This is a genomic window from bacterium (assembly GCA_021157605.1).
Classification (GTDB): Bacteria; Patescibacteriota; UBA1384; order JAGGWG01; family JAGGWG01; genus JAGGWG01.
In genome coordinates this window covers 1-16,930 of sequence record JAGGWG010000017.1, presented here as the reverse complement: position 1 = coordinate 16,930, position 16,930 = coordinate 1, and the positions used below count along the sequence as shown (strand labels likewise).

At 34.6% G+C, this 16,930-nt stretch carries 13 protein-coding genes; 3 read left to right on the top strand and 10 right to left on the bottom strand.

The annotated features are described in order from the left end of the window. The 3 genes from J7K05_02440 to J7K05_02430 form a co-directional block, all read left to right on the top strand. Positions 1-269, top strand: a 269-nt coding sequence (locus tag J7K05_02440) for a UDP-N-acetylglucosamine 2-epimerase (protein MCD6195028.1), incomplete at its 5' end; no start/stop codon positions are given. Next, entirely contained in the window at positions 250-1,554 is a 1,305-nt protein-coding gene (locus tag J7K05_02435) for an oligosaccharide flippase family protein (GenBank protein MCD6195027.1), read from the top strand. The genes J7K05_02440 and J7K05_02435, both read left to right, overlap by 20 nt. Position 1,555: 1 nt before the next feature. After that, positions 1,556-2,602, top strand: a complete 1,047-nt coding sequence (locus tag J7K05_02430; protein ID MCD6195026.1) for a Coenzyme F420 hydrogenase/dehydrogenase, beta subunit C-terminal domain — start codon at positions 1,556-1,558, stop codon at positions 2,600-2,602. On the opposite strand, the gene J7K05_02425 is transcribed toward J7K05_02430, so the two are convergent. The 10 genes from J7K05_02425 to J7K05_02380 form a co-directional block, all read right to left on the bottom strand. After that, positions 2,568-3,896, bottom strand: coding sequence for a polysaccharide pyruvyl transferase family protein (locus J7K05_02425; protein MCD6195025.1), 1,329 nt, complete (start codon positions 3,894-3,896; stop codon positions 2,568-2,570). The two genes, J7K05_02430 and J7K05_02425, sit on opposite strands and share 35 nt — an antisense overlap. Before the next feature lie 11 nt (positions 3,897-3,907). Beyond that, positions 3,908-5,056, bottom strand: coding sequence for a glycosyltransferase family 4 protein (locus J7K05_02420; GenBank protein ID MCD6195024.1), 1,149 nt, complete (start codon positions 5,054-5,056; stop codon positions 3,908-3,910). 2 nt (positions 5,057-5,058) lie between these two features. Beyond that, entirely contained in the window at positions 5,059-7,182 is a 2,124-nt protein-coding gene (locus J7K05_02415; protein ID MCD6195023.1) for a hypothetical protein, read from the bottom strand. Further along, a complete protein-coding gene (locus J7K05_02410) occupies positions 7,166-8,317 on the bottom strand; it encodes a glycosyltransferase family 4 protein (protein MCD6195022.1) in 1,152 nt (383 codons plus the stop codon). The genes J7K05_02415 and J7K05_02410 overlap by 17 nt, the downstream gene beginning before the upstream one ends. Before the next feature lie 138 nt (positions 8,318-8,455). Next, a complete protein-coding gene (locus J7K05_02405; GenBank protein ID MCD6195021.1) occupies positions 8,456-9,913 on the bottom strand; it encodes a hypothetical protein in 1,458 nt (485 codons plus the stop codon). Continuing rightward, positions 9,894-11,285: an O-antigen ligase family protein gene (locus J7K05_02400; GenBank protein MCD6195020.1), complete on the bottom strand. Its 1,392-nt coding sequence runs from the start codon at positions 11,283-11,285 to the stop codon at positions 9,894-9,896. The genes J7K05_02405 and J7K05_02400 overlap by 20 nt, the downstream gene beginning before the upstream one ends. Continuing rightward, positions 11,275-13,224: a glycosyltransferase gene (locus tag J7K05_02395; protein ID MCD6195019.1), complete on the bottom strand. Its 1,950-nt coding sequence runs from the start codon at positions 13,222-13,224 to the stop codon at positions 11,275-11,277. Before J7K05_02395 ends, J7K05_02400 begins: the two co-directional genes overlap by 11 nt. Then, positions 13,221-14,336, bottom strand: a complete 1,116-nt coding sequence (locus tag J7K05_02390; protein MCD6195018.1) for a glycosyltransferase — start codon at positions 14,334-14,336, stop codon at positions 13,221-13,223. Before J7K05_02390 ends, J7K05_02395 begins: the two co-directional genes overlap by 4 nt. Then, the gene (locus tag J7K05_02385; GenBank protein MCD6195017.1) at positions 14,333-15,274 is read right to left on the bottom strand and encodes a glycosyltransferase; all 942 of its coding nucleotides are present in this window, start codon (positions 15,272-15,274) and stop codon (positions 14,333-14,335) included. The genes J7K05_02390 and J7K05_02385 overlap by 4 nt, the downstream gene beginning before the upstream one ends. Further along, positions 15,274-16,731 carry a flippase gene (locus J7K05_02380; protein MCD6195016.1) on the bottom strand — a complete coding sequence of 486 codons (1,458 nt, stop codon included), beginning with the start codon at positions 16,729-16,731 and terminating at the stop codon, positions 15,274-15,276. Before J7K05_02380 ends, J7K05_02385 begins: the two co-directional genes overlap by 1 nt. Between the last annotated feature and the right edge of the window lie 199 nt (positions 16,732-16,930).

Genomic DNA, 16,930 nt, shown 5'->3' with positions numbered 1-16,930 from the left:
GCAATGCCCGTCTTATCCTCACTGACTCTGGCGGTATTCAGGAAGAAGCCTGCATTCTAAAAGTTCCCTGCGTAACCATTCGGGATAACACTGAGCGACCAGAAACTATTGAGGTAGGAGCCAATATCTTAGCTGGCACCCAGCCCACAAAAATACTAGAGGCGACAAAGAAGATGTTAAACAAGAAAAAAAGATGGAAAAATCCTCTTGGCAATGGTAAAGCCGCAGAAAAAATAGTGGAGGTTATATATGATGAGCCTTCAAATTAAAAAAAAACTAATAAAAATAACGTATAAAATTCATTTCTGGCTCTTCAAACAGAAGATGAGTCAAGAAATGAAAAGCTTTACTCGCAACCTAGGCTATGTAGGAACCAGTACTTTTTTGGTGACAATTTTAATGACAATTTTCCAAGTAATAATAGGTAGGAAATTGGGGCCTTCGGAATATGGAAAATTTTCCCTGCTTGACTCTCTTAGTGGTCTTCTTTATTTTGTGATGACTTTAGGGATATCAACCTCTATTGTTTATCACCTTTCTTTAAGTAAAAAAGAAAGCGAAAAAAAGACTCTTGCTAAAACCGGTTTTATCCTCCTTATCATTAATGTCTCCATTATTTTCTTGATTTTTTATTTCGCTAACCCTTTAATACTTAAAATTCAACATATTGATCAAAAATGGGTCACCCTAATGTTTATCTATGCTACTATCTACACCTTTCATTATTTCGCTAAATCACTCCTTAGAGGGTACCAAAAGATGAAATTTTATGCTATTGTTGATTTATTTTCAGGAATTTTGACATTAACTGTTGCTCTTTTATTAATCTTTACTTACCAAATAGACAACTACCAAGCACCAACAATAGCAAAAATGACTGGTTTTACTTCAGTGGCATTGTTGGGTATTTGTTTTTCTAAAATATGGCTAGGAAAAATGTCTATAAATAAAGCAAAAAGAATAATTTCTTATGGATTAATCAGTTTTTTATTATGGATCTTTGTTGGTCTTTTGAATAGTTCAGATAAATTAATTCTGAATCAAATTCTCCCAAGTGAAAAACTAGGCATTTACTATGCCTACATGTTAGGCTCCAGTGCTATTATCTATCAAGCAGTTATGGCTTTCTTGATAAATTTCTTTCCTACAGCAGTAGCAGCAAAAAGCAAAAAAGCAATTCTTAAAAAAATAGAACTTGTTTTTAAAAAAACTTGGTGGGCAATAATACTTTTGGGGGTATTTTCAACTTCTACTACTCTCATCCTTTTTGGAAGCAAATATCCTCTAAAATTAAACTATACGCTTATTATGGGGATAAACTCTCTTTTTTTCACTTTCTATCAAATCTACATGTGGTTAATAAATGCTCAAGGAACAAAAGCTGTTTTTGAAACCACCAAATCTTTATTTTTAGGATCTATAGTCCAGATAAGCTTATTCCGATTAATGACAACAAAATTCGACATCCAAGGTTCTTTTGCGGCTATTGCTTTAACGAACATATTCTTATATTTTTTGATGCGACATAAAGCAAGAAAAATATATAAATTATAAAATGTCATCTGATTTCTGTCCACTAATAGGACCCTATCAGGCAGTATACTTAGGTAGATCAAAAAATAAAAAAATACTTCAAATATCCACCTCGGGAGGAGTGGTTACCACTCTATTAATATATCTTTTACAAACAAAAAAAATAACCGGAGCAATAGTCACTACAACCAATAAAAATAAACCCTGGCTACCAAAACCAATAATAGCTTTTTCCAAAAAACAAATTCTTGCAGCCACTCAATCTAAATATATTTACTCTCCAATTCTAAAACTTTTACCAGAAATAAAAAAGAGAGAAGGAAAATTTGCCTTTGTTGGTTCCCCTTGCCACCTAAAAGCCTTGGCAAATATAGAACAAATAAATCCTTCCTTAAAAAACAAAATTGTTATCAAAATAGGACTTTTTTGTCACCATGCCCTTAAACCTACAGCTCTAGATTTTATTTTCTCTCGTTATAAAATAGATAAAAAACAAATTACCCAGATAAAATACCGAGCAGGTCAATGGCCGGGAAAATTAACTATCTGGCTTGAAAATAAGAAAAAGATAACTATTCCCACCACGGAAACTTGGGGTGGATTATGGGGAGCCTATTTCTTCACTCCTAAACTTTGCTTAATATGCGAAGATGCCTTATCATCCAATGCTGATATCTCTGTCGGTGATGCCTGGCTTCCAGAAGTTCGAGAAAAAAAGAGTTTGATTATTGTCAGAACGAAAAAAGGCAAACAAATCATCCACCAAACCGCCACACAATATTTAGAAATAAAAAAAGTAAAAGCAGAAAAAGTACTCCAATCAGCTGCCACGATGATTTTTGCTAAAAACAAAAAAGCTGAAGCAACAAAAAAGATATTGAATAAAAAATACACACCCAAAAAACCTGTAGGCTTAATTGATTATCTACTTGCTAAATTCTCCCTAATCAACGCCACAACTTTCTCTCAAAAAAAATTCTGGTCGTTAGCAATACTTTTAAAACTAATAGCCAAATTTTTTCTCTTGATATATTTCAGGATTTACCGCTATCCCGGTAAAAAGAGTTAAGTTTTCGAGTTAAAAAATTTACCCCTTTAAAAATGAGTTTTTTGTTTTTAAGATTCTTCCTTTGTAATTTTTCTTGAAGATAGGATTGCTTTCTTTTGTTAAGAAGTAAATTAATCTTTTGCCCCAACTTCTCTACTGTCAGTTCATTAATATCTATAACAAATTCAGCAAGTCCCATACCTTTCCCAATAACTCCGTAAAACTTCCGACTGTAAGCAATAGGAACTACAGGAATCCCCTGTGAAACCGCAGCAATCAGAGGATGCATTCGGCAACTAATAAGAAGTTTTAACTGCCCAATTACTGATTTTATCTCAGCAAAAGAATGCTTGTGTTTTAATACAAAAACTCTTTTGTTATTACTAAAATAAGCAACAATTTTTTGGGCAAGACAACGATCGTCAACATTGCAAGGACCAAAAACATGAGAGATTAAAATAATTTTTACGTCTCTACGCTGAAGAAGTTGTCTTATTGTTTGGACAAAAATTTTTATCAATTTTTCTTTTTTTTCCGAAACAGAATTATTTCCTTGCAAATAACAATAAATAATCTCGCTCAAAACAATACCTACCAACTTGTCTTGGGGACCAAAAGAAATATTCTCTTGTTCTAATACTTTTTTAAACTCGCTTTTCGAAGCAGCAGGAACCAAAAAAGCTGGATCCGCAATCAATCTGATGTTTTTCAAACCACACCTCTTCAAAAACTTATAACTTTCAATATCTCTGACAAAAACTACTAAACTTCTTCTCAACAAAAACAAAGCTAGCTTTTCTGTTATTTTTTCTTTAAAGGGACCAACTGTTTCACCTAAAAATAAAATAGGCTTCCCCATTAACAGTGGCAAATACAAATTGGAAAGATAACACAAAAGACCAAGTGTGCCATAATCACTGGTAATTACATCACCACCAGTATTGACCACCAAATCAATATCTATATAATCATGAAGTGGTTTAGGCAAAATAAACAAAAGCGATGTCTTTGTTTTCTTTTTTGCCAATCCATTAAACAACCTCCATATCAACACCCTAAATAAAGCAAAAGCATAACGCCATAAAGACAAACTAAATTTCCAGAAATCTAGACGATAAGAATCCAACCAATACCTATAGCTTAATCCAGGTAGATCTATTTTTTTTAAACCTTGAATATGTAAATCTTTATAATAACAGGCGACAGCCACAGTTTTCACTTTTGCTTTTTTTAAAATATCTATCTGGCCAAGCAACAAGGCTTCACTGCCCTTATTAAGACTTGAACCAAAATTAGTAATTATAGCTTTATACATAGATTAAAAAATTAAATAACCATTAAATTCTGGATGACCCGGAGTAATCTTTTTTTCATATTGCTCCAATGATATTCTTTTTTGTATAGTTGATAATTACGCTGACCTATTTTCTGACAAAGAGAGGGGTGTTTTAGCAAAAAAGATATGGCTCTTTGAAAATCATCAACCTTCCCATATTTTATAACCAAACCCATCTTTTCTCGCTCAACTAACTCTGTCATACTTGTGCCCTTGTTGGTAATAATTGGCTTACCTAAAGCCATTGCTTCAAACAACTTATTTGGGCTCGCATAACGGTTGTTAGGAACCCGAGGATCATAAAAAGCAAAACAAAATCTTGTTTGAGCAGTTTTCTCTAAAACTTCTTCATAAGAAATTCTCCCTAAAAATTTAATATTTTCGTATTTCGCCGCTTTTTTAACAAAACCTTCTAGTGGCCCCCAACCAGCTATCTCTAATTTCCAAGAAGGGTGTTTTTTAAAAAGAGCTATTATCTCTTTAATCATTCTATCTTTAGAAAGAAGACCCGCATAAAAGAAAAAATCTTTTTTTGATGAAATTTTTTTTATCTTTTTTAAAAAAACATCCTCTATTTCTGGCACATTGTAAATAAAAATTAATTTCTTGGGTTTAGCAGGATAAATCTGTTTCTCGCGTGCCTTATCTACCAAAATTACTACATCAGCCCAATTCATTATTTTTCTATCCAACCAACCAACTGGTTTGGTAATAAAAGAGGGTAAGTAGAGCATATCAGCATAAAAATCAAAGATATCGTAAATAATTTTCTTTCTCTTAATTTTGGCTACCAAAAGAGCGGGAAGATAGGTATCCAAATCACAAGCATAAATAATATCAAATTTTTTTAAAAGCAATCGACAAAAAACATAAATCCACCAAAAAACAAGTGGAAATATCAACATTAAAGATCCGTATTTAGCTCGGAGTTGCAAACGCTCAATATCAGCATAAAATCTTTTTTCTCGTTTCTTGCTTCCCCCTTCTCTATCCCACGCGATAATAGTTACTTTGCCAACACAAGACAAAACTCTGGCTATTTTTTCCACCCGTGGGTCAGGATCAACTGGATTAGAACGAATCATTACAATTTTAGGTCTTAAAATCCTTTTTGATTTTTCTTTTTTAGCTTTAATCATAATTATTTTTTTAACTTCCATATCCTAACACCGCCCTTGTTATATATCTTTTCAAAATTGGGGTTATTGTCAAATTTATCCAGGTTGGCCCCGTAAAAATTATCTTTTTTCCACCATTCTCTCATTCCGTAAAGAGAATCAAACTTACCTTCAGAATAAAGTATGTATGCGGGTCTTTTTTGGTCTAAACCATAAAGTTTTGCTGCTTTTAAAAAAAGTTTATTTCTCAACAATTTACTTTCTAAAACACTGAACTCTTTAATATAAGAACTAATTTCTAAATTATCTGGATCAACCATTTTTCCCAAAACAACTTTCATTTTTTTGGCTATTTCTTCATTTTGTACTAGATATTCTTTTTTCTTGGAAATTTTTTCTGATAAATTGTTAAGAAACTCTAAATCCTCTGAATCAATCTCTCCACCCAAAAAGAACTCTTTTGGTGCTTGAACAAAAAACCTTTGCGCAAAATACCTCACCAAAGGATAATTGCCTTTCTGAGTAACAAAAACAGAGTTTGAAGAGGTATTCTCCTTAATAAACTCTGCGGCTCTTATTTCTTCTTTCGTAACCCAGCCCTGCTTAGCATAAACTACAAACAAACTTGCCAAAACTGACAGCACAAAACTAAGCATAAAGACAATAAACCAAACCTTTTTTTTCAGTAGTTTTTTCCCAAAAATAGACAAAACTGTAGGAACAAAAAAGATCAAAATCAAAGAAACATACAACCAAGCTCTATCAGGCAAAAAAGCTACTCCTAAACGCGGAAAAATCTCAGCAATAGAGAAAAACATTATAAAACCTAAAATCCAAATCCAACTGCCTCTGGAAAACAATTTTCTTTTTTGTCTAACTCCAGCTAAAAACAAGATTAAAAAGCAAGGGAGAAACAATCCCAAATTATAAGCATAGTAGTAAAGCTGGGTAATTCCCGGCCAACCCAGCTCATTACCAAAAACATTGACATAATAATCAATGAACCAGAGATCAAAATGGGGATGGATCAAACTCTGAATAAAAGGTTTTACCAATCTGGCAATTTGATCTACAAAACCCCAGTCCCGCAGCCAAGGATAACTACCAAAAACTACAACTAAAAAAATAACCAGTGATTCGAGGGGATATTTTCTTGCTAGGTTCCTCAAAGAAAAAAACAGAACAACCAAAACAAGCAGGATGTTAAAGACAAAAAACAAGTGTATTTTGAGACCCAAAATATTGAACAAAAGCAAAAAACCAAGCCAAAAATAATCTTTAGCTTGAGAAGATAAAATAAAATCCCTCAAAACAAAAAGCAAAACTACAAAAGACAGAATAAAAACTGTTTGGGGACGGGCGTATAAAACTTCAGCAAATATGACTGGACAGGAAAGAAAAGCCAAAGAACTAACTATTAATAATAACCTGTTTTTTATTTTAGAGAAAGACAAACCATAAAAGACAAGAGCTAAAACCAAAAACAAAAGCAAGGGAAAAACAATTTTAAACAACCAATAAATAGGGATTTTTGTCAAAAACAAAAGCAGCCAAACCAAAGCAAAAAACAAAGGCCTTGATTCACTCAGAGGCATACGATGATAAGTAAGAGTGTCCCTAATTTTAACCATATAACTGTAACCATCTGCCTCAGGTACATAAGGATAAAGTAAAAAACCAAGTCCGGCTATAAAAATTAGTGCCAAAAAAACAAACAACAAAATCTTATGCTTTTTTAAAAAAGCAAAATTAAAATCTAAAAAGTGTTTTTTGCCCCAGCAACAAGAAAGCAGCAACAAAACAAAACTAAAAATCCAGTAAAGCAAAAAAACCAATAAAACAAACTGCTCTTGACCAATTCTGTTAAAAAGCAAAGAGAAAATATAAATGATAGTTGGGTTAAGCAAAAAAGAAATAAGTACACCAAAAAGAAAAAGACTTATAATCCTCAATCTCCTACCTGTGATTTGGGTCAAAAATAAAGCCAAATTTATACCCGGCAAAAAGAAAAATATTAAGCCATTCAAAAAATTAAAATAAGGAAAACCCAAAATACTAATACCAAAACCTAAAACCCAAAAAAAGGCTACTAATAAATTAATTAAGACAATTTTTACTACTAATTTTTTGTTATTTATAGCCAGCATTTTTTGAGCAAAGTTTTCTGTATAAAGACTCTATTTCTTGAAACAAATAAGACCAGAGATATTTTTTCAAAAGCAAACGATTAGTTTCTTTAAATTTACTTCCAACTTTTAAAAAGCGAAAGCTTTTAACAATCTTTTTTCCCAAAAGTTTTGCCTCTAATTTTTCTAATAAATATCCATTAATTCCATCTTTAATCAATTCCTGAGAGCCGCCAGAGCAGTAGGCAATCACAGGCGTTTCTTGTGACAAAGCCTCAAGAATGCGAGTCGGCAAACCCTCCCATGAACCAATAGAAACAAAAACATCAGCAATTTTATAAAAAGAATAGAGCTTCTTTCTCTCTTTTACTGGGTGAAAAGAACCAGCAAAAACAATATGTCTTCGTATTTTAAAAGGAATCAAAGACAAAAGCTTTTTTTTATACTCTTTGTCTACTGGCCCCACAAAAACAATCTTTGTCTCACGAAAATCCCGAATTATTTCAGGTAAAGCCAAAACTAACTTGTCCGGATTCTTATCAGCAATCACTCTGCCGGTAAAAAGAATGATTTTATTTTTACTAAGACCATATTTCTTTTTTATAAATTGGGGCACTTTTCCTAAATTAGCAGGAGCGTCAATACCATTAGGGATAATCTCTATTTTCTGAGAAGGCACCTTAAAGATCCTAACTAATTTTTCTTTCTCCTGAGGAGCCAAAGCAATAATTCTATCTGCTTTTTTAAGAATATAAGAAGCAATCAGGCCAAAGAACTTAAGCCCCATTTTAACCAAAAAACTCGCCTCGTCAGGATAAACACCATGAACTGTGACCACAACTTTTGCTTTTTTCCGTAAAAGAGTAGCCCAAAAAGAAGGCCAAAACCAAACAGAGTGGAGATGAATAATATCATAATCCTTTTTCCAAAAATGGAAAAGAACACCTAAAGCAAGAGGATTGCGCAAAAGAACAGGAGAGCCTTTAAAGTATCTCACCGGAAAAGAAAAACTTTCTTTCTTCTCTATCCCCCAATCTGTAGTAATCACCTCTACCTCTGCACCTTTTTTAAACAAATCTCTAGCCAAACGGTAAACATAAAGTTCGATCCCGCCTATATGAGGCAAAAAAGTGTGACAAACTTGAGCTATCTTCATATTTTCTTAAAACTTAATAACCATATTGCCATAAAAACCAAAAAAACAACATAAATTTTCAGTTTTAGAAAGAACAGCGGCCAAAGAAAAGCCAAAAAGACATAAAGAATAAACAAAAAAGCCCAAAAATGTCGCCTGTTAATCAAAAACAACTTCATAAACCCTTACCCCATATTTATTATAAACAAGCTTTAGAAAATCCGCTTTTTCCAAAGGAGCAGTCGGACTCACACTGGAAAAATAGATATATTTATACTTCTTTTTTAAAAGATAATCTTTAAATTTGTCAAAATCACTAAGAGAGTAAATTTTGGCATACTCAGGACCTGACCAATCTCCCCAGCAGGAAAAACCATATATACTCAACCAGGTATGCCATGATGTAGGACCATAAATTTTAGAGTTCGGCTCTAAAATTGCGGCAATCTCATCAATAGCTAAACGATCATTCTGGGGGAGAGCATCCCCTAATTCAGGTGTGTTTAGCTGCCATAAAGTAATTTCTTTGGTTGCTTTCCAGTTCGGATAAATAAGAGTAAAAGCCAAAGGCAGAAGCAACAAAGAAACCCATCTCTTGCTTAGCATCTTAGCTGTCTCTACCGTCCCATAAGCCGCTAAGATCAAAGCAAATATCTCAAAATAAACATAGAAACGATAACTGAAAAAATGAATACCAAGATAATGTTTAAAGCAAAGCAAAAAACCAAATAGGCCAAAAATTAAAAAGAGCCATTTTTTTTCGCTCTGAACAGAAAAAAACCGTTTTTTAAGCAACCTGACAACCAAAATCAAAAAACCAACAAAAGAAAAGGCATAAGACAAAATTCTTCTTTTTTCAGAATCAATGGCATAGTTGATCAAAGAACGCTCTCCTTCGCGAGTACTCTGCTCAAAAAAAGCAGCATAAATTTTTTGAAAGATATCTGGAAAAAGAGAATAAAATAAAGCAAGAGCAACAAGGATAACAAAAATAATCAAGAGTCCTGTTTTTGCTTCTTTTTTTGCACCAACCAAACTCCAAAAAACCGCAAAACCCAAAAACACAAGAGACAAAAAAGCAAAAGGCAAAAAGTGGCTGAAAAAGAGAACAAGGGAAAAACCCAAAAACCACAACCACCTCTTCTCAAAAAGAAAAATCAAAGCCAAAAGAAGAAAAACCCATCCTAACATCTCTCCCATCAGCCCAATACGCAAAGATTCATTGAGCCAGCGTGAAGAGGATACTAGCAACAAACTTAAAGCCGCAACACGCCAATCAGCAAAGGTTTTATAAGCCAAGACACCAGAGAGAATAGCGGTTACAAACAGATAAAAACACTCAAGAAAAATAAAAGTTCTTTGCCAAGAAAAACCAAAACAAGAAAAAACTTTATGAATAAATATAAAAATAAAGTAGGCAAAAGGATAAAAAGAGTTTTTAAAAGCATATAAAAACCCTTTTCCTTGAATTTGTTGGGCCCTGAGTATATGGGTAATAACATCACGACCAACGGGAAAATCCGCTAAAAAGAAATACTGAAAACTCAAGAAAAAACCAGTTGCTAAAACTGCTAAAAGCAATAATAAAAACCAAAAATTAGGCTTTGTTTTGGGCATAAAAACTATTAACCAAAGCTAAAGCAAAAAAGACAAAAAGATAGACAATATAAAGAGTGGAAAAAAACTGCCATTGAACCGCCAAACCTAAAAGACTAATCAAATATCCCCAACTAAGAACCCCATAAAGCTTTTCCTTAGCTCTTAACCCTGACACCTGCTGAAAAATAAGAGCAAGGTAAAACAAGAGAATAAATAGAAAACTAAACACTCCGGTTTCTGCCAAAAGCTCTAAAGGCTGGTTATTAACTATCTGCCAGCCAGATTTCGGAGTTTGATGCGGATAACCAGCCCAATAGGGGCCAAACTGACCAATCCCTATGCCTTTTAAAGGAGATTTTCTAAAGGCTTTTAAAGCTGACTCCCAGGTAGTAAGCCTCTCTCTGCTTGACCAGTCAGAAATTGAAGTAGCATGAGAAATTAAACCTTGTACTTTAGTTGGGAAAAGGTGGGGAAAATTAACAACAATAAAAAGAAAAGCGAAAAACAACAACCCCGCAATGCTTAACCAATAAGCCTTACGCACCCGAAAGTGCTTGACAAAAGAAACCAAAGCAATAACAAAAGCCTGCACAATAAAAGCCAAATAAGAACTGCGAGCCACAGTCAAAATGAGATTAATAAGCATAAGCAAAAGCAAAAGCTTTAATCTCTTTTTGGGCCAAACCCGATTTTTGGCATAAATCTGAAAATAAACTAATGGCCAAATAATAATTATAAAACTTCCCCAATAAAGAGGCTCAAAAAAAGTAGCTCTTATACGAGGAAAACCCAAAACCGCTTTGGTATAACCAGCGCCAATCCCGGTCAGCCATAAAGGCAAACCTAACCAATCACCGAAATATTGAAAAATACCAAATATAGCGGCCACTAAACTGCCCCACAACAATCCTTTAAGAAACAAAAAATAATACTCTCTTTTTTTAACAAGGAGTTGGAAAATAAACCAAAAAGAAAAAAGAGTGAAAAGAGTAAACAATAAAACCTCTACCCCTCTCTGAAAATTACCAACCCACTGTAAAGATAAAAGCGCTATTAAAAAGTACAAGCCTAAATAAATAAAAGCTCTGTCGTTCTTGATTTCAAATTTTTGGCGCAAAAGCATTTTTAGAATCCAAACCAAAAAAAGAAGTCCCAACCAAAGGTGAGAAAACCTAACAGTAACACCCTTGATATCCAAAGCTAATGTTTTTTCAAAAGGAATTAAAAAGGCAAGAATAAAAAGAGCCTTTTCAAAAAAAAGAAAACAAAACAAAAAACCAAAGGCAAACAAAAGAAAAGCAAAAACCCAAAAACCAAATTTTGCCAAAAGAAAACTAAAAAAAAGAGCTAAAGATAAAACCCCAAATTGCCAAGTAACTCTACTTAACATAAGAATTAAAAATTCCTAATAATTTTTTAGCTGAACGGGTAAAAGAAAACCGTTTTAATCTCTCCTTTCCTTTGGCTGCCAACTCTTCCCTTTGCTTTTTGCTTTTAATTAATTTTAACAAAGCCTCTTTAATAGATTCTTTGCTGTCTGGATTCACAAACAAAGCTGCTTCCCTAGCCACCTCAGGCAAAGAAGAAACATTAGAAGTAATCACCGGCAAACCAAAATAAAATGCCTCCAAAACAGGCAAACCAAAACCCTCCCATTTAGAAGGCAGAGCAAATATCTCTGCTTCTTGGAAAATGGCTCTCAAATCTTCTCTTGGCACATAGCCTAAAAATTTTATGTTTTTTTGATTTTTCGCGAGCGCTAAAATGTTATCTGCATACCAACCTTTTTTACCTACGATTACCAACTGATACCTATTTTTAATTTTTTTCAAAGATTTATAAGCCAAAATAAGGTTGGAAAAATTTTTGCGCGGCTCTACTGTGCCCACAGACAAAATATATGGCTTTTTAAGACTATATTTCTTTAGTATTGGGACCGGATTGGGATGTTTTTTAAAATCTGGTAAACCCGGATAAACTATCTCTATTTTGCCTGAAAGGTGAAACCTGTTCTGTAAATCTAAAGCAGTAAATTTAGAAATAGAAATCACTTTCTTGCTCCTCAAAACTCTCTTTAGCAAAACTTTCTCTATAATTCTGGCTTTCAAAAGGCTTTTGAATTCTTTTCTAAACACAGCTAGATCATGAACTACTGGCAAAGCTTTAGCAGGCACCAGCGAAGCTAATATGTAAGAAGTGGGGGCAAACAAAACATCAATCCCGTCAAGTTTTATCTGCATTAAGCTCCAAAAATACCATAAAAATCCCGGAACTCGGCTGATTCGCCACTTAAAACGATAAGGCGACAAAGGAAGTCTTTTGCGGGAATAAAGAAAGTAGATATTTGTATGCTTAATTTTAACCAAAGCTTGAACAATACCTAAAGCATAAGCTTCCTTGCCAGTCACTTTGGCATTCAAATGGTGAACATCAATGCCAATGCGAAGCGGAACATACCTTGAACCCTTATTCTTGCGATATGTCTTTATGCCGGCTCCGAAAGCCAAAAAAGGCAAAACTATTGCTCTAGGATGGCCTTTTCCGTAATAGAACATACAAGCTAAAACAGGTCTTAACTTTCTCCAAAAGAAGTGCCAAAGATAACGATGCGAGAAGTATTTGAGTTGAAAATAGATTTCATCATGAAAAAACTTAAAATACCACTGAAGACGCTTGTCAAAACGCGTTCCCCCTTTCTTTTCCTGAAGATGAATGATCCTCGCTTTAGGTTCAAAAATAATTTTATAACCCAAAAGTTTAATGCGAAGAGAGACATCAGTTTCATCTCTAATTAAAAGGATATCATCATCAAAACCGCCAATCTTTTTTAAAATATCCTTTTTAATAGACATATTCGCTCCCCAAAGAGAATCTACCTCACCTTTATCCCGAGAAGTGGTATTGGGAAAAATCTCACCTCTTTTGGTAATAACCTGGCCTTTCCCTTTGGTGCTGTAATTAGGCTTATCCTCTAAGACCTCTCTTCCTGTAACTGCTCCCACTTCGGGATCTTTATAGTTTTCAAGATGCGCCTTGATTAAGCCCGGAAATATTAAAGAGTCATCATCTAAAAAGATAATTATATCTCCTTTTGCCTTTTTGATTCCTTCATTTCTGGCTGTTGTCAGCTTTTTAATTGAAAAACGCCAAAATTTAATTTTTGGCTCTTTTTTGACAAAATCCAAAAACTCTTTGGGGATTTCATCTGACTGATCAATAATAACAATTTCTAAAAAATCATCTTTCTGTTTTAATACTTCTGGAAGGGTGCGCAAAAGAGTCTGATGCCTATTGAGAGTAGCGATAACAATGGAAGCTCGAAGTCTCATAATAAGGAAGAATAAATTTGTTTATAGCTGTCAACCATTTTTTGGGTGTCAAAATCTTGGGCTTTTTTATAAGCATTTTGGGCTAAACGCTTCCTTTCTTGAGGATTTAAATATAAAAATCTAAGCTTTTTGGCCAAAATTTGCGGATGATTTTGCTTAATCAAAATGCCTGTTTTTTTATTTTCAACAAACTCAGGTATGCCTCCGACATTAACGGCTACAATAGCTTTTTGATTTGCAGCTGCCTCTATCAAAGCCAAAGGGAAACCCTCCCATTCAGAACAAAGCACAAAGATGTCAAAGCCGTTTAAAACTTCAGCCACATTATCACATTCTCCCAAAAAATAGACCCTCTTTCTTAACCCTAAAACACTAGCAAGCTTTTTTAAAGCTTTTTCTTCTGGTCCACCACCAACCAACACTAACACTATCTCTTTGGGCAACGAACTTAAAGCTTTAATTAAAAGATCAAACCTTTTTACCTTGGCTAACCGCCCCACACTTCCAATAACTAATTTTGAAGTTGCCTGCCACTTTTGGCGCCAAAACTTTCTCTTTTTTTCATTGGGGGCAAACTTTTTTGTGTCTACTCCGGGATATATAACTTTTATCTTTTCTGGCCTAATCCCTTCTTTGCTTAAACCTTCTTTTGCCGCCTCACTAACAGCCACAATTAAATCTGTTTTAGCGTTCAGCCAGCGATCAAAAAGAAAAGTCTTTAAACCAAATCTTGAAAGAAGTTTGCCTCTAAACTTTTCTGCTGAATGGATTGTCTGCACAGTTTTCACTCTTTTAGGAACCGCCAGCCTCCCCCACATATCAGCTCCCAAAAGATGGGTTTGCAAGATATCGGGTTTAACCTCAGCAATATTTTTCCTTAACCAAAGAAATGTTTTTAATAAGTTTAAAGGATGACGAAAACCTATTTTTTCAGGATGAATGCCAAGAACCCTCACTTTAACTCCCAAAGACTCAATCTCTTTTTGATAAACCCCGCCCCAAAAAGCAAAGACCTCAAAATTAAAACCGCCTGAAGAAACAATATCAAAAACAATCTTTTGCGCTCCCCCTTTTTCTAACACATCAATCAGATGGACAACTTTAGGTTTCATATTTTCCTTTTTAGCTTGCCCAAGAATCGCTTTGCTTTAAAAAGAAAACGCCATAATTTTAGATAACGGCGCTGGAGCAATAAAAAAGAAAGACGCGCCCATAAAGAAGGAAGTTGTTGAAAATAAACTAAAGCCTGATCCAAATTTTTATCTTTGGCATAAGACTGAGCCAGATGGAGCTTGAGTTCGCGCTCTCTCTGACAAATTATTTTTTCTTCCTCTGCAGTAAGATTTAAACGCCGCACTAAAGCAAAAATCTCAAGAAGAGCTTGGTTAACTTTTGGCTTTTTAGCAGAAAGACCTTTGGGATTTATCCGATAAAACATTAGAGGGTCGCCCAAAACAGCCAGCTTAAAATTCTTTTTTAAAACCCTAAGCCAAAACTCATAATCCTCAACCCCAATAATATTTCTGGATTCATTTAAACCTCCTGTTTCTGACCAAACACTGCGTCTCATCAAAGTCGAAGTAAAGACAAAATTTCTCTGCAATAAATTTGTAAAGGAAAACTCTTTAGGCAGAGGATAAGTTGAATAGTAGGTGCCCTTTATTTTTGCTGGTGGATACCAAAGATAAGCATCAGAAGTTACTAAATCAACGTTTGCATTCTTGTCTAAAAAAGAAACTAACATTTCTAATCGCTGCGGCAACCAAATATCATCAGCATCTACCCAAATTAAATACTCTCCTTGGCTATGGGAAAAACCCTTATTGCGAGCTGCAGCTGGACCTTTATTTTTTTGATAAAGATAGGTAAGAACAGGTGAACAGCCTTTTAAAGATTCAACTATTTTGCCAGTACGATCACTTGAGCCATCGTCAACCACAATAATTTCAAAATTCCTAAAGCTCTGCCAAAACAAGCTATAAAGCGTCTCGGCAATAGTATTTTCAGCATTAAAGGCAGGGATAACTACTGAAACCTTAGGTTTACTCATCACCTTTTTATTATCTCTTTTAAAATTGTCCGGGGTAGAAAATTAAACTTTACAGCCAAAACAAAATAAAGCAAAAAACAAGCCAACCATATCAAACCAATCTCTAACATTGCCAAAGGCAAAGATTGAAGAGCAAATTCCGAATAAGGCAAAAACCATTGTAAACCCCTAGCAATAACCCCCACAAACAAAGCCAAAAAAACAATCTTCAGCCAATATCCATAATCAATACGAAACCCTAAAAAGCGGTTAAAAAGAAAAGCAAAGACAATAAAAGCAAAACACTCGGAAACTAAAGTAGCTAAAGCCGCACCACTATAAGAAAAAGCGGGTATAAGGGCCAAGTTTAAAACCATATTAATAAAAACAGCTACACCAGCTACTAAAACTACTAGTTTTTGACGTTTCAGAGCCACCGCCATCTGGCTAAAGCCAGCATACATGAACCCCCCCACAATAGCAAAAGACAAAAGCCAAAGCGGCATAACTGATTGAGAATAAGCTTCCCCTCCTATAATCCTAACCATATAAGGAGCATACAGAAAACTCAAAATTGCCAAGGGCCAAGCTGCCAACCAGAGAATCCTCAAGGAAAAACGGAAAAAATCAGACCATCTGTTTTTCGCTGCCAATTCAGCAAAACGAGGGTAAACCACAGTGATAAAAACCGCTGGCAGCATTACAAAGGTCTGAAAAATGCGGTAAGCAACGCTATAAATACCCACATCTTCAGCCGGCTTCATCACTGAAAGTAAAACTGTATCCAAACGAAAATGCATACTACCCAAAATATAAGCAAAACCTAAAACTATTGAATCTTTTAAAAAAACTTTTAAAAATTCGGAATCCCAAGCTAAATGCAAACTACCGCCCAGTTTTTTAAAACTAAAAAACATCCACAAAGTCTCCAAAACTGTGGTTGTCAACAGCAAAACAAAAAGCACAAGCAGGCTCCAATGAAAAACCGCTACTAAAATTACTGACAAAAGAAAACTGCCGCGACCAATAATTTCTCCCCACGCAGAAAGATCTAAACGCAGATTTACTTGGGGTAGAGAAGTAAAAAATGTCCGCAAAACATAGACTGAATTGCGAACAGCCTCTATCAAAATAGCTAATTTAACCACCTTTTCGTAGGGCATTAACCAACCAGCAACAGCAATAACCAAAAGCACCAAAACAGAAGAAAGCAAACGCCAAGCAAAAACATTAGCCAAAACCTCTTCTCGTCTGGAGGAACTCTGGCTTAACTCCCGAACTAAAATATTATAAATACCCAAATCACCCAAAACAGCCAAAAGACCCACAAAACCGATAGCAGTATTGTACTTCCCGTATCCATCAGGTCCTAAATAACGGGTTAAAATCATTGCTGTGCCAATGCTTACTGCTATAGAAAAAACACGAGAAAAAGACTGCGCTAAAGTATTTAAAAAAACTCGCCTCGAATAGGACATTGTTTTTGAATTGTAAAAGAAAAAAACACGCCTATCAACTGCCGCATCTAAAATTAGACCTAAAAATAGTTTATCTCGGCATATAGTTAAACTGCCCTTGGGAAATTGTTGTTACTGCCTGACCCCAGGGCACCCAAGAGGCAATGGGACATCTACCATTAGTCATTCTGCAGACTAAAGGTGAGAGCTCGCCTTTAAT